The sequence below is a fragment of the Sphingobacterium litopenaei genome (assembly GCF_014692495.1).
Lineage (GTDB): Bacteria > Bacteroidota > Bacteroidia > Sphingobacteriales > Sphingobacteriaceae > Sphingobacterium > Sphingobacterium litopenaei.
Window position 1 is genome coordinate 37,601 of record NZ_JACOIJ010000022.1, and the last position, 20,171, is coordinate 57,771.

A 20,171-nucleotide genomic window follows, 5' to 3' on the forward strand; every position below is an offset into this window, starting at 1 on the left:
CTGCTATGAATACTTTTGATTTTTTAGGTCATTTTGATAATAACCTCATTTTATTAAGCTCAAACGTTCCAGAATCCTTTAAAGATACTTTTAATTTTTTGCAGGGAGATGGCCTTTACGAACAAGGTGTGATGCACTTCTTGCAAGGCATGAAAAACACCATGTGGACGCATTTTGACGTGTTTATTGCTGATGCCCAAGCCTTAGCAGCTATATTTATGCTAATATCTTTCGGTATGCGATCCTATGAAATGATGGCCGGAGATAAGAAGCTAGAAATAATGCCTCTCTTACGCCCTTTCGCTTTAGTAATGGTTATCATTTGGTGGAGCGCCTTTACCAAAGTTATATCATACCCTACTGATATTGTGGCTGCTAAAACCGAGTCGTTATTTGATAATGGTCAAATGCAGATTAATGCATTACGAATAAAGCGAGCAGATTTAATGATTAAAATTGCCGACCAGCTAACAACTATTCAGGCAGAAACCGAAGTGGCTCAAAAAGAGGCCGACTCATGGTATGCTAAAGCTTGGGAGTCTGTCACCTCCACTGTAAAAGAAGGATTTACTAATGTCTGGAATACTGTAACGCAGCTTAAAAACAGAATGCAGGTGAACTTACAGTTACTACTAACCTATACTCTAGAAACGCTCGCCCTGTGGGTTTTAAGAATTTGTGTTTATATAATTTTTATGATTCAAATTATTTATTCTACAATTCTAATCATACTAGGACCGTTTTCAGTTTCCACAAGTATATTGCCGGCTTTTAGAGATTCTTTTGCCAGTTGGATAGCCCGATTTGTTAGTGTAAACCTGTACTCCGGGATTGCTTACCTAGTAATGCATATATCAGGTTTATTTCAACAATATGCCCTAGAAGCTGAAATTACTCGATATGAACAGCTTCTGTCCAACGCAGAGAATACCTTAGAGAAAATGGGCTGGTTTGCCTCCAATGGTATATTAAGTTTCGGGATTGTTATCATCTCGTTTTTAATAGGGGGACTAACCATGTTAACAGTGCCTAGCATCAGTACGTGGATTGTATCTACAAGTGGTATTACCTCAGCAGTAAGTACAGTGGCCAGAAATTCTTCTACCGCATTACGCGCAGCTAGTAAAATAGTAACCAAAGTTTAACTTCCAAAATCCTTTGAGCATGATAATTAAAAATATTGAGAGCAAAATAAGATTAGCCTCTTGGGTTGCAATCTCCAGCATGATAGTCTGTATAATTATTTCTTTAGGTGTAAGTATTCTGGCTTATAAGCAGATACTCCAAGCAAGAAAATCAGTATATATATTAGATCAGAATTCTACGCCTTACCAAGCAAATCAGCTTGATCTAAGCGTTAATAGGCCTCTTGAATACCGCACCCATGTGAATTTATTTCACATGCTATTTTTCACACTTGCTCCCGATGAAAAATTCATTGAGTACCAAATGAAAAAAGCAATGTATCTAATTGATGAAACAGGTGCATTACAATACAACAACTTACGGGAAAAAGGATTCTTTAATTCTATATTATCCTCTAGCGCTGTGCTAACTATACAAACAGATTCTATATATGTAGACCCAGAAAAAAAATACTTCCGTTACTACGGTAAGCAAACTATTGATAGAAGAAGCTCCACAGTGATTAGAACAATTATCACAGAGGGCTACTTGCATGATTTGAAGCTACGAACCGAGAACAATGGCCATGGCGTGCTAATTACGAAATGGAAAACAATAGAAAATAAAGATATAAGCAATGTTCAGAAAAACAACATCTAACCAGGTAGATAAACCAACGCTCTGGCAGGAGATCTATAACCGCTGGGAGGATCAAATTAATTTTTTAAGCATTAAAATAACAGCTATTCTTATTAACTACCCCAGAGCTATATACACTGTCATGATAACAAGCATTCTAATCTCTTTAGTATGCTTTTTTTATTTCCCTAAAATACCACAACAGAACACTCCACTAACTTCAGCAAGTATGATCAACAGCGTAAGCTCCTCAATTGGCAGCATAGCCTCCAGCGCAGGGGCAGCTAAAGAAATACTGGAACTGCAGAGTATACTAGAAAATATAGTTAATAAAGATTCATTAACTCAACAAGATAGTATGATGGTATTATATGTTTTTGAAAGAATGCATCAAATTGAAAATAGCATCATCAAACCTAAAATACCCGATTCTCTAACCCACAAATAGATTATTATGAAAGTTAATTTCAAAAAACCACGGTATATTATCCCTTTAATTGCACTTCCGTTTTTATGTATATTTTATTATGTATTTAACGACTTCTTTCAGCTCAAGCAGAATACTGAAGGTGAGCATTCAGGCTCTTTGCAGGAAAGTATTGCCGATGTATCTGATGAAATAAAAAAACGTGAACTTGCCGATAAGCTCGCGGCCTATAAAAACCAATACAAATCTGCAGATGGATATACAGCAATAAGTGAAATACAGCAGGATCAGCAGGCGGATTTTAAGTTTGATGATTTATATAATGAAAAGGAAAAGCAAAAATTAGATTCAATTGAAAAATCATTATCATCACTACATTTATCTTACAACCCAAGCAATACATCCGCTACAAAAAAAGAGGATATGGAGCTGCAGAACATCCTTAATAATTTAACTTATAACAACAGTACTGCTACCAAAGAAAATAATCAGACAAAACAAATAGATCCTTTAGATCTTTTTAGAAGGCAGATGGCCCTTGCCGATAGTTTTGCTAAAGCCAATGATCCACAATATATGGAGCAAGAAAATAAAGCAGTTGTAGAGCAACCCAATCCAGCAGGGCAGGCACAATCTGCCAGCCTAAAGGTTCAAAAGTTCATTACCAACGAAAAAGTCTTTAATACCATAAAAAGCGGAGAGCAAATAAGCTTAATTAAGGCAATTATCGATGAGAACAGAACATCATATGCTGATTCGCGACTCCGGCTACGTCTTGTGGAAGATCTTAAAGTAGCAGAACACAAAATTGACAAAGGTACTTTTCTATATGCAAATGTATCTGGGTTTTCTGCTCAGAGAGTCCAGTTAACAATATATTCAATAATGCATAAGGACCAAATATTGCCCGTTAAATTGGAAATATATGATCAAGATGGACAGGCTGGATTATATGTCCCGGAATCTCAGTTTAGAGAATTTGGCAGAGAGATTAGCAGTAACTCAGCGCAAGGAATTAATATCAACCAACAAGCAGAAAATAATGCGCAATTATTAATGAGCACGCTTCAGCGTATGTTTCAATCGACAACCACAGCCATCAATAAACATATAAGAAAGAATAAAGCAAAAATAAAATACAATACACATGTCTATTTAATAGACTCTAGCACCAAGAATACAGGAAGGTAAAATCCATTTCGTTCTCACCTTAATTCTATCCAGCACAAACCAAATTTATTAACCGTGAATCATTATATAAAATTTATCACCCTCATAATTATAACACTATGAAAAACATAAAATATATATTTTCCGTAATAGTATCCCTTCTATCTCTAACTGGGCTATATGGTCAAAAACCATCAAGTGGACTTACACTAATGCAGCAGTTACCTGTAATATATCTCCACTCGGACAATTCCGTACATTTTCTTTCGCCCCAACCGATTAAATATGTAGATATATCTACTCATCAGGTCCATGGAGATTTGCCGCTAGAAAATATGCTTCGAATAAAATTTCAAAATGATTCAACAGGAACGAAACCTGCTGATAATGAACTAGGTACACTAACCATTGTAGCAGAAGATTTTATTGCCCAGTACAGGTTATGTTATCTTGATTTATTTCAAGAAAATTTGCCATCACTAATAGAAATCGATCCCTTGCTATGCCAGCCTTTAAATACTTCTGGTGATATTTTATCCGAGATGAATAAAAAAGAGATCTCAATAAATATCTTATCTAAAAGAAATTACAAACCCATAGTACAAAAGAAGGATTTTGGAATAAGTGTTTCTGTAAATCAGATTTATTCAGTAGGCGATTATATGTTTTTGGATATCAGCTTCTCCAATGCCACCAAACTAAGTTATGACATAGATGAATTCAGAATTTTTATTGAGGATAAAAAAATACTTAAAACCAGCAACTTTCAAAGTCTTGAAATTACACCCATATGGAAATTCAAGGAAATCAGCAGTATAAAATCCAAACAAAGAAATATCTATGTCATTAAAAAAGTTATTTTTCCAAATAACAAGGTGCTTAAAATCAGCCTCAGCGAAAAACAGATCTCTGGGCGTATGATCGATGTAAAGGTCGATTTTAAAGACATATTAAATGCCCAAAGCATATAAAGTATATCCCGCTCTTATAATATTACAATCCTAGATAAGAGAAATTATGGAAGAAACTAAAGAACAAAAAAGTCTATATAGGTTACTTCAATTTGCAATTTATCTTTCTGTTTTGCTGGAAATATACTTGTTTATATTTGCTAAAGAGTTGCTTGTCCCAAAGTACGTACTGGTTATAAATCTGACATACAAAATTCTAAGCTTACCCATTTATTCCAGTCCAATTACAAGTAAATTATTTACTCTTAGCCTTGTAGCCTTAGTTGCAATAGGAACTTTATCAAAAAAGAAAGTCGACCTAAGCACTCAAAAACACATACTTTACCCACTTATTTTGGGGACATTCCTCTTGAGTATTTCCATTTGGGTATATTATAAAATTCATAGCAGAGGCTCCCTTTTTGGATTTCCAACCATAGATATAATCTATGCTATATGCAGTATAATCGGCACCTTACTTCTTCATGTCGCTTTAAGTAACATCTCCAAAATCATCCATTCTAACCTGGGAAAAGACCGCTGGAATATCGAACAGGAATCTTTTGCTCAGCAGACAAAAGCTTCAATCTCCCCATACTCGGTCAACATACCTATGCTTTTTTATTATAAAAGAAAAGTAAATCAAGGATATATCACTCTGGAGAATTTATTTAGAGGTCTTTTGGTTTGCGGGGTACCAGGTAGCGGAAAAAGTTTTGGTGTGATAATGCCAATCATACGTCAGATGATAAATAAGTCATTTACCATGTGCCTATATGATCTGAAATATCCAGATCTGGGTAAAATAGCGTATTATCATTACTCAAAAATGCTTATGCAGGGTTATGATCACAATTTTCATGTTATCAATCTTAATCAGCCTCATAAAAGTCGTAGAGTAAACCCATTCAAAAGTGAATATATAAAAACCTTAGCTGATGCTTCAGAAACTGCCGAAGCGTTAGTGGAAGCCTTAAAGAAAGGCGATAAATCAGCTGGGAGCGATCAGTTTTTTACCCAGTCTGCCATAAATTTTCTAGCGGCGTGTATATATTTTTTCAGTAAGCATAAGGCAGGAAAGTACTCCTCCCTACCGCATGTACTTGCTTTCTTAAATTTATCATATGATCAGATTTTCACCGTACTATTCAGTAATAGTGAGCTTGCCTCACTACTTTCACCCTTTATGTCTGCATATAAAGCTAAAGCCTTCGACCAATTAGAAGGACAAGTAGGAACATTAAAAATTTTTATTTCCAGAATGGCTACAAAGGAAACATTTTGGGTTTTTTCTGGGGATGATTTTGATCTTCACATCTCTTCACCAAAATGTCCCTCCATTTTAGTACTGGCCAATGACCCCAGCACGCAGAGTATAAACTCAACTTGTCTATCCATTGTCCTTAACAGAGTTACTAAACTTATCAATACCAAGGGCAATCTTCCTGTTGGCCTTGTGGTGGATGAAGCCCCAAGTGTATACATCCATAAAATTGATGTATTACTCGCTCAAGCCAGGTCCAATCTATCGGCCGTAGTGCTTGGTATTCAAGAGCTCCCAATGCTTCGCCAGCAATATGGAAAAGAGGCTGCAGACACCATAATGTCTATAATGGGGAATATTATATCCGGGGCGGTGCGTAGCAAAGACACTTTGGAATGGTTAGAGAAACTTTTTGGAAAAGTAAAGCAACAAGGTGAAAGTTTAAGCATTGATAGATCCAAAACTTCTATTTCGGTAAATGAAAAACTTGATTCGCTAATACCAGCTGGAAAAATCGCTTCCCTCTCGGCGGGCGAAGTGGTAGGAATACTTGCTCGTGATAAAATAGAGAAATTTACAGGGGCATTTCAAACCACAGCAATCAATTGTAGAATAAACCTAAACATGACTGAACTGCAAGTGGAGGAATCAAATTATAAAGAGATGCCTTCCTACTATGACTTTGGAGGTAAGCAAGAAGAAATACTGCTAGAGAACTATTCCCAAATTATTCAGCAGGTTAACCAAATGGTAGATCAGATTATCCCAAATTAATCTCTTGAATTCTCTTTAAAAAAACTCAAAGAATATGATATCCTTATTATTAAACTTCTGCCTTTGCGGCAGAGGTATTAAATCCTTACTGCTCGCTTTTTGGCTATCTGTTTTACTTCTACCTAAAATTCATTTTGCACAGCAGCTCAAAATCAGCAGTCCTTTGCCTAAGCTCATCGTAACCTCCCCCTATGGTAAACGTATTCATCCTATTCTTGGTGTACAGAAATTCCATAGCGGTATAGATCTTAAATCTCAATCTGATACTATAAAAAGTATACTAGATGGACAGGTATTGCAGGCTGGCTATAATAGACAATTGGGCAATTTTATAGCCATCAAACATGGAGCTCTGGAAATTTGGTATGCCCATCTAAGCCGCATCTACGTCATGGCTGAGGATATGGTATCTGCTGGGGAGAATATAGGTATTACAGGAAATACGGGTCTGGCAACAGGTGAACATTTGCACCTAGCTATAAAAATCAATGGTTATTTTATCAACCCCCTTAAATTTCTAAAAGCCCTACAAAACCACAATTAAAACACGTTTAAAAACCCAATAACATGGATAAACATTATAAAAGCCTACTGGAAAAACTAACCTTACTAGCCTCGCTCAAGAGTGTTGAACTCACCCCTGAAGAAGCTTTACTCTATGGAGTTGAATATTGCGATAATTTCAATGAATTTGAATTAATGGAAGGAGGCGAAGATGAGCAATAAAAATTCAAAAGCACTACACGAAATAGTAGCAAATACGATCATTAAAAAGCTGGAAGAAGGAACTGCACCTTGGCAACTGCCCTGGAATAGTAATGGGGCATCTTTTATTCTCCCCTATAATGCAATCACCGGTAATCGTTATAAAGGAATAAACATATTATCCCTATTAAGTGCCGAAAGAAATGATCCCCGATGGTTAACATTCAAACAGGCAGAATCAAAAGGATACAGTATAAAAAAGGGAGAAAAAGCTACGCTTATCCAATATGTGAAAACTCATGATTATTTAACTCCCCGAGATGAGCAGGGCAGAATTATTAACCCCCAAGATGGAAAACCTTCCAAAGAGCTTCAAAAACTTAAAACACCCATTATTACCACTGCATGGGTTTTTAATGCTGAGCAAGTAAATGGTATCGAGCCATTGAAAATTAGAGAAATAAAAAGTTCAAACTGGGAAGGCTTGCAAAGGGTTGAAAATCTTATAAAGGAGTCCAAAGCTGATATATCTCATACCAATGAAAACAGAGCCTATTATAATTCAGCAACCGATAAGATTATAATGCCTAAACGTAATCAGTTTGATTCGGCGGATAAATATTACGCCACCATCCTACATGAAATGAGTCACTGGACATCACACAAGGACCGTCTTAATAGAGATATAATAAACAAGTATGGAACAAGTGCATATGCCCGCGAAGAATTAAGGTCGGAAATAGCTTCGATGTTAATAGGGCATGAACTAAAAATAGGACATGATCCTTCCCAACATGTAGCCTATGTGGAGAGCTGGATTCAACTCCTAAAAGATAAGCCTTATGAAATACACGCTGCAGCAGCTGATGCTGAAAAGATATTAAACTATATAATGGCATTCGACATTAAAAGAGAAATCAATTCATCAAGACATGCAAATGAGAATGCTAAAGCTATGGATAGAAAATTGGATTCAACCTTAAATATGGGAGATGTAATTCAATACAATAATTCTTCTTATAAAATCCATAGTTTGCTTAAAAGAGGTCGCTTTAAAGTAGAGGATCTCTCAACGGGAAATAACTTCATTCTTTCTAAATCCGATGTATTGTATAATTCATTAATCTCTGCTAAATCACCTACCAAGGTAATACCCATTAATATTAACCAAAACTCAGAACACATATCGCCAAAAGAAGAACACACCAACATTATATCAATTAAACGATAACATCGCTCAAACCTTAAAATCATGGAAAACTCAAAAAGTAAAATGGAAATCCTTCCTCTACAGGAATTAGAAAAATTAGGTCTTTATAAAGATGGTGACTTAAAATTAAGACCTCAGGATATTGAGTCACTACTCTCAGGTCGAAGAACTAATATGGTCAGTCTAAAAGAAATTCAGATCGAAGGCATTGAAATAGATAAACTTGATGCAAAACTTTCTTTATATCGCGATGAAAAAGACAACATTACTCTCCAGATACACCCTATTTATAATAAGCCTCAAAAGCACCCTTTACTAACTAACGAGGAAACCGAGGCCCTTATCTCTGGAGAAGTGAACGTAATGAGTAAAATACATAAAACCAGAGATGATCAAATCATTTCAATAAACATCGAATACGACAAACAGACCAAAGATTTTGTTTCCTATGACCCAAGCCGGCTACCCCAAATTATTGAAGTAAACGGCATACCCTTGTCCTCTCAACAACAAGAAGATTTTAGAAAAGGAAAGCTTATTGAATTAGAAGATGGCACAAGGCTCCAACATTCAGCTACCGATAGTCAGGGAATCCTCTCAGATCGAAAAAGATTAATTCTTTCAGTATTAATAGATGGAGGACTGTCCTATCTTATTTTCAGAGAGCTAAAAAACTTAAGGGATAACCGGCATGATCAGTCTGAGGGATTAACAAAAAACTACAATGAAACGCTTGCTAAACTAATTTTGGAAAACAAAGAAAATGTAGATAAGCAAACCACTGTTAAGGATTATCACGCGCAAATGAATAATAGCACACCAAGTGATTCTTACAGATATCCATCTAGATGAAATACTCTTAAGATAGTTGGGCAAAAAAAGGTGGAGTACAATATATATTTACTCCACTTTTTTATCATTCAAAAATCTATTAATATCCTACACCTGTTCTACGCGGCTGTCTAATAGCTGGCCAAGGCTGAGGGGTGCCATTAGGACCCGCCGGCATCACTCGTCTTTCTCTACTTACAAGCTCAGGTTCCTCTGATGCTTTATAAGCCATAGTTGCAGCAATGATCACATTCCATTTCAAATCATCAAATACTAACTTGTCGTAAGTATCTAAATTAGTGTGCCATGTGCTGGTGAAATATCCCCAGGATAGTGAGCTGAGCATAAATGCTGGGACGCCAGCAGCGACAAAAGAAGCATGATCGGAGCCTCCGCCGCCTGGCGAACCAGGAAATTCTGTTTTTATGTCTTTGGTAATTTGCTGAGGAACCGCACTTAACCATCTACCTACATAATCATATGCGTGCACAAATCCAGATCCATTGATTGTCTCCACACGGCCTGTTCCATTATCTAAGTTAAATACGGCTTGCGTTTTTTCTACAATTTCAGGATTATCTAGAACAAATGATCGAGAACCATTTAAACCTTGCTCCTCACTTCCCCAGAGCCCTATTAAAATTGTACGTTTGGGATTTGGTAGAATCTGCTTTAATACGCGTGCTGCTTCCATCATTGCCAGCGTGCCTGTACCATTATCGGTAGCGCCAGATCCTCCTTCCCAAGAATCCAAATGCGCAGAAAGAATAACATATTCATCGGGTTTTTCTGTTCCCTTAATTTCAGCTATTGTATTGAACGAAGGTACAGGTCCTAATGATTTAGAAGATGTATTTACTGCAATTTTAGGTTTGATGCCTCCTTGAGCAAGACGATATAATATCCCATAATCTTCAAGGGAAATATCTAAAGTCGGAACTTTTTTTGAACGTGCCCCAAAGATCTTATTTGCTCCGAATTCTTTTGACCAATTACTAGTAAGTATTCCTACGGCTCCAGCATTTTCTAATATCCCAGGAATAGAATTTACATTATAACCTGTTGCTCTAATCTTATTGGCCCAAACTATAGAAAGAGAATCTCGCTCTTTATTCATCTTTGTAATTGATTCTTTAGTACCATATTTCTCCCAATCATGATCAGGTCGACCCGTTGGTTGAGGCATAGAAATCATTACATATTTACCTTTTACACTCGGTAACCAGCGCTGGAAATCTAAAGAGTCCTTTATCTCCGGTAGAGCAATAACCTCCCCTTCGATAGTCTTCCCTTTTGTACTTGGACTCCATGCTAGCTGCGTTCCGGCTAAAGTTTTAATTCGTGGATACACCATGTCAATATGTGAAACCCCACGCTCCCAACCTTCCCATTCTCCAAACTGTTGATTCTTGGCTGGAATTCCCCAACTTTCAAACTTTTTTACTGCCCAGTTATTCGCATTAGTCATACCCGCAGTACCTACTAAACGAGGGCCAACAACATCAAGCAGCTCAAATGCTAATCCTTCCAATTGGGAATTTTTATTTACTTCTTCCACAATTTTTGTAACAATTGGATCTAATGTTTGAGCAGGTCTTTGACCTCTTTGTGCTAAAGCATTTTCAAATGAGAAAATACCCAAAATTAATGCCCCTGAGTAAACCCAAGCTTTACCCCTGCGTATGGTTCTTTGTTTCATAGTTTTTGTTAGATTGTAGTTAGTTCAACTTTGTTTACCTCGAATTTAGGGATTTATATCAATAACTCACGTAAAAACCTAGATACTCATTTTTTTTTGAATATCATCTATTATTACAATTTCGATTATAATTCAAAAACAAACAAAAATTAAGAGCTAAATGCGTAAAAGGTCTAAATTGATATTAACAATGCAACTCTTATTAACTAAATAGGCTCCTACTATTCTAGAAGAACATCTCCAAAAAGATCTTCATTGCGAATATTATTTAAAGCATCATCTATTACTAAAAAATGAATTTCATATAGAGGAACTGATAATTCAGCTAAAGCTGAACTATCCAAATCCAAAAACTTTTGTAAATCAATTTTATCCGGAACCAAGTTGGGTTCTCACTGCTAAGAGGACTGGTAGAGCGTAAAACATTATACCCCCTCCTTTTTAATTTCATCAGTATAGGATCCCTAAGTTTTACAAAATTCGGTGCCATATCACTATAACTCCTACAGTGGCAAATTTTTTAGACTTTAATAGTTATTTTAAAACACTACTTAAAGTGTCATTTAATCTTCGTTTGCAAGTATCGTAAAAAGTTACTTGTCGGTCAGTTAAAAGATGATATGCGTTCTTTTCTCTTAAACATTACTTCTAATTCAGATTTTGAAATTGAAGTGTTTGAATCTGATTTAGAACACATCCATTTTCTTATTCGTTATATCCCTCGTGTTTCAATTACTTCTATTGTTCGCAAGTTAAAACAAGAATCTACTTATTACATTTGGCGTTCACCACACAGGTCATTCTTATTTAAACATTTTTGGAAAGAACATACTTTCTGCTCTGATGGTTATTTTGTTTGTTCAATAGGTGAAGCATCTCCTGATACTATTCGTGAGTATATTCTCAATCAGGGTTAGTCGCATACATCCCACAGGCTAAACACCTGTGGGTTTTACGCTCCGTTTTATAAAATTTTGATTCGATAGTTTCACGTTTTAATTCTTGTTTTTTTTAAATTCTATCTGTAGATTTATTATAAAATTAATCGATTTAGCCAATTAAATTCTATTTTATGAAAAAAGTTCAACAAAAACTGTTGAGTCTTTTATTCTTACTAGCTATTCCTATTTTCGCATTTTCCCAAAAGCAAATTACAGGTGTTGTTAAAAACGGCTCAAATGGGGATGCAATCGGAGGTGTTAGTGTTCTGAAGAATAAAATAACTTCAACTCAGACCAATGCAAATGGTGAATTTCAATTAACTGCTAACGTGGGTGATAGCCTTACCTTTACGTATGTGGGAATGAAAACACTGAGTATTGCCGTCGATCAAAAAAACATTCTTGAAATTTTGCTGTACGAGGACGGCAGTACCATTGATGAGGTAACAGTGGTCGCATTCGGTACACAAAAAAAATCTAGTGTCGTGGGCGCTATTACGACGGTCAAAGCTTCAGATTTAAAAATCCCAGCATCCAACTTAACGGGATCATTTGCAGGTAGAATTCCTGGTGTCATTTCCTACCAAACATCTGGGGAACCCGGAGCGGACAATGCGCAGTTTTTTATTCGTGGTGTGACAACATTTGGTTATCAAACCTCTCCATTAATCTTAATTGATGGATTTGAAGCTACCACAGACAACCTCGCCAGATTGCAACCAGATGATATAGAAAGCTTCTCGATATTAAAAGATGCTTCAGCAACTGTATTGTATGGTGCTCGCGGTGCGAACGGTATTATCATGGTGACTACGAAATCTGGACGAGAAGGCCCCGTATCCATGAACGCGCGTGTGGATGTAAATACTGCCATGCCGACCAAAATGATTGATATGATAGACGGGGTTACCTATATGCGATTGTACAATCAAGCACAATTGACCCGCCAACCTATTTTAGGATCATACTATTCCGAACAAAAAATCCAATCTACCCAAAATGGGGAAGATGCTATGATCTACCCAAATATTAATTGGTACAATACATTATTCAATAAGTCTACTACCAATACTAAGGCAAATGTGAATTTGTCCGGAGGCGGCCAAGTTGCAACATATTATGTATCAACAGGATTTGATAAAGAAACAGGGCTTTTGAAAGTTGATAATCGAAACAACTTCAATAACAATATTGATATCAATCGATTATTTATACGGTCTAATGTTATTTTTAAATTAACGAAAACAACCACCTTAGACACCCGTATTCAAGGTAGATTTGAGCGTTATACTGGTCCATATGAATCTGCCTCCAATATTTTCCGTATGACAATGAATAGTAACCCAGTAGATTTTCCTGCTGTATACAAGCCTGATGCTGCGAATGAATTTACAGAGCATGTTCTATTCGGAAATTCATTTGTTACCGGTTCACTAAAATCAAATCCATATGCGGAGATGGTAAGGGGATTTGAAGACCGCAATGAAAGTAGCATCATCGCACAAGCAACATTATCCCAAGACTTAGGTTTCCTTACAGAAGGGCTAAAGATTCAGGGAAAAGCCTCGGTAAGTACTTGGGGAAAATACTCTAGTCGCCGAACATACAATCCTTTCTATTATGATTTAGAAAGCTACAATCAAATCACCGGTGAGTTCAAACTGTACCCACTCAACCCTACTTCGGGGCAATCATACCTTGGAAACGTAATTCCAGGACGTGATGCCAATGGACATTATTATTTCGAAGCCAGATTAAATTGGAATCGCTCATTTGGTTTGCACAATATTGGTGCTATGACTGTTGGTATGATGGAAGAAAAACTATTGACCGCGGGCAATAGTACTTCGATTTACGAAACATTACCCGAAAAAAACATGGGTAATTCAGGTCGTCTAACCTACGATTATGATAATAAATATTTCGCTGAGGCGAGTTATGGCTACAATGGATCAGAGAAATTTACTGGCGAAAAGCGTTATGGATTTTTTCCTTCATTTGGGGTAAGTTGGTTGATGTCCAACGAAAGTTTTTTTGAACCATTAAAACCTATCGTTAGCTCCTTGAAACTGCGTGGTACTTGGGGTTTAGTAGGTAACGATGCTATATCCAGTAGATCCGGTCGTTTCTTTTACCTTTCTGATATCGCTATGGGTGGTGGGGAATATCGCTGGGGAACCTCATTCATGAACGCTTATGATGGGTATTCTGTAAACAGATATGCTAACCCTGACATTACTTGGGAGCAATCCGAAAAATGGAATCTAGGAGCAGAAATTAATTTCATGAATGAATCCCTAAAATTTACAGCTGATTTCTTCAGAGATGTGCGTAGCAAGATTTACATGAATCGTGAAAACTTCCCAGCCTCAGCAGGTCTTGAAGCTAGTGTAAGTGGAAATGTTGGACAGGTAAGCTCGCAAGGTTTCGATGGTTCATTGGACTATATGAAAAACATAAATCAAGACTTTTGGTTATCAGGACGCGCAAATTTTACATATGCTGTTAACAAATTAGACGAATTGGATGAAAGAGATTACCCCGATTCATATTTAAAAAGAAGAGGACAAAACATCAACCAACAATGGGGCTTACTCGCTGAGCGCTTGTTTGTAGATGAGGAAGAAATACAAAACTCTCCAAAACAAGATTTCGGCGAATATATGGCTGGAGATATCAAATACAAAGACATAAACGGTGATGGAATCGTCAACAGTAATGACCGTATCGCTATGGGCTTCCCTACAGTACCAGAAATACAATATGGTTTTGGTATGTCGATGGGATACAAGTCCGTGGACTTATCCTTTTTCTTACAGGGTAATGCCAATGTATCTTTCTTTATCAATTCCTCGGCAGAATCTAATCTTTCCTCAGGAGCTTATGGTATTGCTCCATTTGCTAACAGAAGAAATGCCTTGGCCATCATTGCGGAAGATTATTGGAGTGAAACAAATCCAAATATTCACGCCTTTTGGCCTCGGTTATCTACCGAACCTGTCAACAATAATCTACAACAATCATCATGGTGGATGCGTGATGGATCTTTCTTGCGCTTAAAATCTGTAGAGATTGGATACAGCCCTAAAAGTTTAAAACGTTTTGGAATAAATAAAGGCAGCCGAATCTATTTCAGTGGTGAAAATTTATTTGTGACTAGTCCATTCAAACTTTGGGACCCAGAGATGGGAAGAAATGGATTGGGATATCCTCCAAACAAGAGATTTAACATTGGGATTCAGTTAGTGTATTAATTTAAAGAACTAATAAAATGAAATCATTAAAATATTTAGTAGTAGCAACTGCCATAAGTCTGGGTTCTTGTACGAAGTATCTAGATGTAGTTCCGGATAACACCTTAAAGTTAGAAGATATATTCACACTTAAAGAAGACGCATACAACGCACTAGCTAAAGTATACAGTTATTTGCCTAACGACGAGAGAACCCACGTAACCACATGGACATTAGGCGATGAATACGTAGGTAGATTGGATTTGAACAATACAACCAGCAATCTTAGAGCTATACGTATTATGCGTGGTTTACAGTCTCAGACAAACCCGCAATTGGGCTTCTGGTCTGGATCTGAAGGTGGAAAACCATTATATATAGCTATTCGCCAAGCGGATGTATTTTTAGCAAACATTGACAAAGTAAAAGACATGTCGGAAATGGAGATTGCCGATTGGAAAGCACAAGTGATGTTCTTAAAAGCATATTTCGCATTTTTACTTGTGCAGCAATATGGCCCCATTGTTATTCCCGAAACTACAGCCTCGCCTGAATCTACCAAAGAAGAGTTATTCTTACCTAGAAAAAAAGTTGAAGAATGCTTTACTTATATCTTGGATTTAATGAATCAAGCGATTCCAAAACTGAATGAGAGAGCGACTTCGAACAACCTGGGTCAAATTGATCAGGTAGCAGCAAAAGCAATTAAAGCGCGGGTCCTATTTTTTAGAGCAAGTCCATTTTTCAACGGGAACCAAGAGTATTTCGGTGACTTTATGGATAGAGATGGTCAACCATTTTTCCCAATGCAAGCGAATAACGAAAAATGGCAAGAAGCATTAGTAGCAATAAATGATGCAATTGCTACAGCGGAAGCAAATGGATTAGGATTATATAAATTCGAAAAAGAGCCTTTCATATACGATAGACCAGCCTTTCAAGAGAACACAGAAAGAATGAAAAAGTTGTATGATTTGCGTATGCTAATTGTAGATCCTTGGAACAAAGAATTAGTATGGGGAAATTCTAATCTTGACTACTATAACCAAGGTGAGCTAGCACACTCGACAAACATCAGATTACCAGAAGGCTATGGCGACGGGGTAGTAAATACAGCGGCGTACTCTTGGCAATGGATGGCAGCTACCTATGCAATGGCCGAACGCTATTATACTGAAAATGGTTTACCAATTGAAGAGGATCTTACTTATGATTATAATAATAGACATGAGATCATCAGAACCCCTGGCGCTGCAGATCCAGCATACACGCATTGGAATGGCTATATGCAACCAGGAGCGGAGACCATTAAGCTTTACATGAATAGAGAACCTAGATTCTATGCAAATTTGGGTATTACCGCCGGCTATTGGAGAGCACATGCGGTACGCATTAACACCATGATGTACGGTAACTCACATGGAGGGTATAATTCCTCTCAACATACTACCGACTTTTTAGCAACAGGTATTGGCACTCAAAAAATGATACATCCTGAATCGCAATCCAACGCTTGGCAACGTACTATAAAATTTCCATACCCAATAGTACGTATGGCAGATTTATATTTGATGAAAGCAGAAGCGATGAACGAACATCTTGGACCTTCACAATCTGTTTACGATGAAATCAACAAAGTAAGAGACCGTGCTGGTGTACCTAAAATAGAAGTTGTTTGGGCTGATCCTACACTAGCAAAAACAGTAAATAAACACAAAACCAAAGAAGGGCTAAGGGATATAATACTTCAAGAACGCGCGATTGAATTTGCGTTTGAAGGTATTCATTTTTGGGATATGTGGCGTCACAAAAGAGCGACTTCTGCCTTCTCATCACCGGTATGGGGATGGACCCACACAGGGACAACAGGTAACACTTTCTTTGTATTAGAGGTAAAACAACAGCGAAGATTTACTATCACAGACTGTTTATGGCCTATTAGTCTTAATGAGATGAATACCAATGGACAATTGATTCAGAACCCAGGATGGTAATTATTTGAAGATTTTAAATTGCAATTATTATGAAAACAATATATTTAGGATTCATTTACTGTCTGGTAAGTTTATGCATTATATCCGCTTGTAAAGAGAAAGATAGATTCAAACCCAATAGTGATGACACCCAAGCTCCAGGAAAAATCACTTTAAAAAGTTATGAGGCATTATACGGTGGGGCTAGATTTTTCTATTCATTTCCAGACGATGAGGATTTGATGAGTGTGGAGGCTATTTACACGAATAAAAATGGTAAAAAATTCACTTTCGCAGCTTCTTACTTTGTGGACTCTTTGGACGTATACGGTTTACCAGACACCGAAGAATATACTATTCAATTGTATGCTGTAGATAGAGCAGGTAATAAATCAGAACCATTAAATGTAAAAGTTAGACCTTTAGAACCTGCATTTAGTAGAGTAGCAAACTCGATGGTGGTAAAACCAGGATTTAGCTCTTTCTTTATAGATTGGTCAAATGAATTAAAGCAAAACATCAATGTATATGTTGATTTCTCCTTCAATCAAAATGGGGAAACTAGATCTATAACTTCTGTTTTTTCGTCAAATCTTGAAAAGGATAGACGCTTTATCAATGACCTTGTACTTTCTCCCTCGGAAAAAGTGGACGTAAAAATCAGAGTAGAAGACATATATGGTAATATCACAGAACCTATATCCAAAGGACAAATATCACTGTATGAAGATATTAAAATCCCAAAACAATCATGGATTTTACCCAACCCAAACGATTCAGTTGGCGGAGTTCCTATGGTATTCGGTAATGGTCTAGAGGGTAGAAATAGATACGTAATTGATGATATCATTGATAGAGGTGATAATTTGAATTTTATGCATACCAGTGGACGCGGAAAGACGGGGCGTTCAGCTGATGGGAATATGCCTTGGAATTTTATAATCGACTTAGGTGGATATTACGAACTTAGCCGCATAGTCACTGTACAGCGTCACTCCGGTGGCTTAGCTAATATATCACGAGGCCAATACTATAGAAATGAAAATGTTGGTGTGTATAATATGTACATCTGGGATGATGCTACTAATTCTTGGGAATTTGTTTCTCAAAGCAAAATAGAAGTTCCTTTAGGATTGAGTGAATTAGAGTTTGTGAAAAAAGGTGAAGCGGGTGATATGGCATATATGTATCCTGATGAACCGGCCTACACAAAGAAAACACGCTGGTTTAGATATGAAGCTGTCAAAAGTTTTAATGGAAACTATACCCTGGAAGATGCCAATTGTCTTTCGGAGATTACTCTTTATGGTAGAAAAAGTAACTAATCTTGAAATATGAAAGTTATTAAAAGAAACAGCAAATACCTATTTTTAATATGGGTATTAGCAATGATATATTCTTGTAAGGGAATGTATGACAATGTACAACCCTATTCTAACGAAGTGGTATACCCTGCAAAATACGACACTATTGTAAGTAAAGTAGGATTTGAGCGTGTAGAAATAGATTTGATGAAAGTAGGTCGCATTCCTTCGAGTCAAATATCAATGGGTAAATCAAAAAAAACTATTATTGAATACGATAGTGAAAAGATTGTGATAGACTCCTTAGTCTCATGGGTCAATGTCACAAATCTTAAACAATCTAAACTTTACAGAATTCGAGTATATACAATTGATGAGTTTGATAACAAATCAGTACCACAAGTGATTGCTGTAATACCATATACACAAGCCGATGTGGATAATCTGGTAGTCTCTTCTCCTCGTGTATTAACCTCTCCTAGTGCAGCTGTATTAGATTGGCCTACTTCACTAACCAATATTCTGCTAAACTATAAAAGCTTAGAATACCAATACACAGACAAGAATGGTACGAAGATAACAGGAAAACAAACGAATAGTCCTCGAATATTTGCAGCGAACTTAAATGCTGGACAGCCATTCAACCTCCTTCTTAAATACAATGTTGTACCAAAGGTCAATGGCGTACCAATATTGGATTCTGTAGAGTTAAATACACCATTAGCTATAAATATGCCAACGGGATCTAGTACATTTAATCCTGCTGAGCGAGAAATACTTGAAGCAAATGGTATTACTACATTCACAGCAGATGCTGTGGCTAGTTACAAAAAGCTAACCTATCCAGTACATACCAATACATTACAAGATTTATTTTACTTTGCGAATGTTGAAGAATTGGATTTAACTGGGGGCAATTTATTCCAACTCAAAACATTAGATTACAATAGAAATGGTGTAGTCAAAACCATAGGTGGGGGAAGCTATTTACCATTCATTCGTAAGGTATCTCCTATTACAGATGCCAATGCACAAACTATGGTAGACCTGCTGAGATTAGGTATCATTAAAAAGATAAAATATATACCGAATTCATTAGGTATTGATCATCTATTGAAGCCCTTTGAAAACTCAGGTGTCATTGAATATGTGACCACCCCAAATGAGTCCTTAATTCCTATGAATTTCTTCTTAGACGGAAAAATACAAGATGCGACAGCCTGGGCATTGGATCTACAAATCCTTGCTACATCTCCACCTGCAGCTCCTGCTGGAATCACCTTACAAAATGTTTTTAAAGCAACTATGAGAGGTAAAAATGGAACATTTGTATTTGTAATCCCAAAGGAATACAGATTTAATATTCCAGAGTACAGATACCTTAAATTCAAAGTTTACATGCCGGCTAAATCTGTTATTAGCGGCACCTATGAGCCCTATCAAAGACTTTGGCCAAGGATAATGAATTACCTTTGGGCATTTTCATCAGAAAGTACATTTGGCCAGGAGGGTTCTTCATTTAATGCAAATGATTATAGAATACCAGATAATCAATTACAGCAATGGACAGATGTAACTGTTGATTTGCAGTCTAGAGTGAATACTCACAATAGAGTTATTGCTATAAATATTGGTGGCGAACCAAGTCTGACATTTGCTCCTACTGTAGATATGGTATATTATTTTGCTAATTTCAGATTTTCAAAATAAAAGATAAATAATAGTACAAGCAGGTTTGAGCTAATTCCAACCTGCTTGTATATATCCGTCCTATGAAATAAGTGTTTATTAGCTTTCGGGTGTGAACTACCCATTTGCTAAAGACAAATGGGCTTCGGGCTTCACAGACTTGTGCTTTGTTGCCAAAGTCTTATTTGAGTCTCCGCCCGTGTAATCGCCAGTTCCTGACGATATTATTTTTAATCC

The 20,171-nt window shown here is 36.7% G+C and carries 17 protein-coding genes; 15 read left to right on the top strand and 2 right to left on the bottom strand.

The window, feature by feature from the left end:
• The first annotated feature begins 5 nt into the window (after positions 1–5).
• From H8B04_RS11625 to H8B04_RS11670, 10 genes are all read left to right on the top strand, one after another.
• Positions 6–1,145: a plasmid transfer protein gene (locus H8B04_RS11625; RefSeq protein WP_223815400.1), complete on the top strand. Its 1,140-nt coding sequence runs from the start codon at positions 6–8 to the stop codon at positions 1,143–1,145.
• A gap of 19 nt (positions 1,146–1,164) precedes the next feature.
• The gene (gene traK / locus H8B04_RS11630) at positions 1,165–1,785 is read left to right on the top strand and encodes a conjugative transposon protein TraK (protein ID WP_190302459.1); all 621 of its coding nucleotides are present in this window, start codon (positions 1,165–1,167) and stop codon (positions 1,783–1,785) included.
• Positions 1,763–2,212: a hypothetical protein gene (locus H8B04_RS11635; protein WP_190302460.1), complete on the top strand. Its 450-nt coding sequence runs from the start codon at positions 1,763–1,765 to the stop codon at positions 2,210–2,212. The genes traK and H8B04_RS11635 overlap by 23 nt, the downstream gene beginning before the upstream one ends.
• A 6-nt stretch (positions 2,213–2,218) precedes the next feature.
• The gene (locus H8B04_RS11640) at positions 2,219–3,382 is read left to right on the top strand and encodes a conjugative transposon protein TraM (RefSeq protein ID WP_190302461.1); all 1,164 of its coding nucleotides are present in this window, start codon (positions 2,219–2,221) and stop codon (positions 3,380–3,382) included.
• A 98-nt stretch (positions 3,383–3,480) separates the two neighbouring features.
• A complete protein-coding gene (gene traN, locus H8B04_RS11645) occupies positions 3,481–4,332 on the top strand; it encodes a conjugative transposon protein TraN (protein WP_190302462.1) in 852 nt (283 codons plus the stop codon).
• 46 nt (positions 4,333–4,378) lie between these two features.
• The gene (locus tag H8B04_RS11650) at positions 4,379–6,349 is read left to right on the top strand and encodes a type IV secretory system conjugative DNA transfer family protein (protein ID WP_190302463.1); all 1,971 of its coding nucleotides are present in this window, start codon (positions 4,379–4,381) and stop codon (positions 6,347–6,349) included.
• A gap of 34 nt (positions 6,350–6,383) precedes the next feature.
• Positions 6,384–6,893 carry a M23 family metallopeptidase gene (locus tag H8B04_RS11655; RefSeq protein WP_190302464.1) on the top strand — a complete coding sequence of 170 codons (510 nt, stop codon included), beginning with the start codon at positions 6,384–6,386 and terminating at the stop codon, positions 6,891–6,893.
• 23 nt (positions 6,894–6,916) lie between these two features.
• Complete coding sequence (locus H8B04_RS11660; RefSeq protein WP_165291321.1) at positions 6,917–7,075, top strand: hypothetical protein; 159 nt, start codon at positions 6,917–6,919, stop codon at positions 7,073–7,075.
• Positions 7,065–8,285: an ArdC family protein gene (locus H8B04_RS11665; RefSeq protein WP_165291320.1), complete on the top strand. Its 1,221-nt coding sequence runs from the start codon at positions 7,065–7,067 to the stop codon at positions 8,283–8,285. Before H8B04_RS11660 ends, H8B04_RS11665 begins: the two co-directional genes overlap by 11 nt.
• A gap of 21 nt (positions 8,286–8,306) precedes the next feature.
• Positions 8,307–9,116: a DUF4099 domain-containing protein gene (locus H8B04_RS11670; protein ID WP_190302465.1), complete on the top strand. Its 810-nt coding sequence runs from the start codon at positions 8,307–8,309 to the stop codon at positions 9,114–9,116.
• 79 nt (positions 9,117–9,195) lie between these two features.
• On the opposite strand, the gene H8B04_RS11675 is transcribed toward H8B04_RS11670, so the two are convergent.
• Together H8B04_RS11675 and H8B04_RS11680 are read right to left on the bottom strand one after the other, a co-directional pair.
• Complete coding sequence (locus H8B04_RS11675) at positions 9,196–10,794, bottom strand: M20/M25/M40 family metallo-hydrolase (RefSeq protein WP_190302466.1); 1,599 nt, start codon at positions 10,792–10,794, stop codon at positions 9,196–9,198.
• A gap of 221 nt (positions 10,795–11,015) precedes the next feature.
• Positions 11,016–11,177 (bottom strand): hypothetical protein, encoded by a 162-nt coding sequence (locus H8B04_RS11680; RefSeq protein WP_190302467.1) that lies wholly within the window; start codon positions 11,175–11,177, stop codon positions 11,016–11,018.
• A gap of 153 nt (positions 11,178–11,330) precedes the next feature.
• Between H8B04_RS11680 and tnpA the strand changes: the two genes are divergently transcribed.
• The 5 genes from tnpA to H8B04_RS11705 all read left to right on the top strand — a co-directional run bounded on the left by tnpA (position 11,331) and on the right by H8B04_RS11705 (position 19,955).
• Positions 11,331–11,711 (top strand): IS200/IS605 family transposase, encoded by a 381-nt coding sequence (tnpA, locus tag H8B04_RS11685; RefSeq protein WP_317170658.1) that lies wholly within the window; start codon positions 11,331–11,333, stop codon positions 11,709–11,711.
• Between the two features lie 155 nt (positions 11,712–11,866).
• Positions 11,867–14,989: a SusC/RagA family TonB-linked outer membrane protein gene (locus H8B04_RS11690; protein WP_190302468.1), complete on the top strand. Its 3,123-nt coding sequence runs from the start codon at positions 11,867–11,869 to the stop codon at positions 14,987–14,989.
• A 17-nt stretch (positions 14,990–15,006) separates the two neighbouring features.
• Positions 15,007–16,962: a RagB/SusD family nutrient uptake outer membrane protein gene (locus H8B04_RS11695; RefSeq protein ID WP_190302469.1), complete on the top strand. Its 1,956-nt coding sequence runs from the start codon at positions 15,007–15,009 to the stop codon at positions 16,960–16,962.
• A 29-nt stretch (positions 16,963–16,991) separates the two neighbouring features.
• Positions 16,992–18,266 carry a DUF4959 domain-containing protein gene (locus H8B04_RS11700; protein WP_190302470.1) on the top strand — a complete coding sequence of 425 codons (1,275 nt, stop codon included), beginning with the start codon at positions 16,992–16,994 and terminating at the stop codon, positions 18,264–18,266.
• Positions 18,267–18,275: 9 nt separating this feature from the next.
• Entirely contained in the window at positions 18,276–19,955 is a 1,680-nt protein-coding gene (locus H8B04_RS11705; RefSeq protein ID WP_223815401.1) for a DUF4998 domain-containing protein, read from the top strand.
• Positions 19,956–20,171 lie beyond the last annotated feature (216 nt).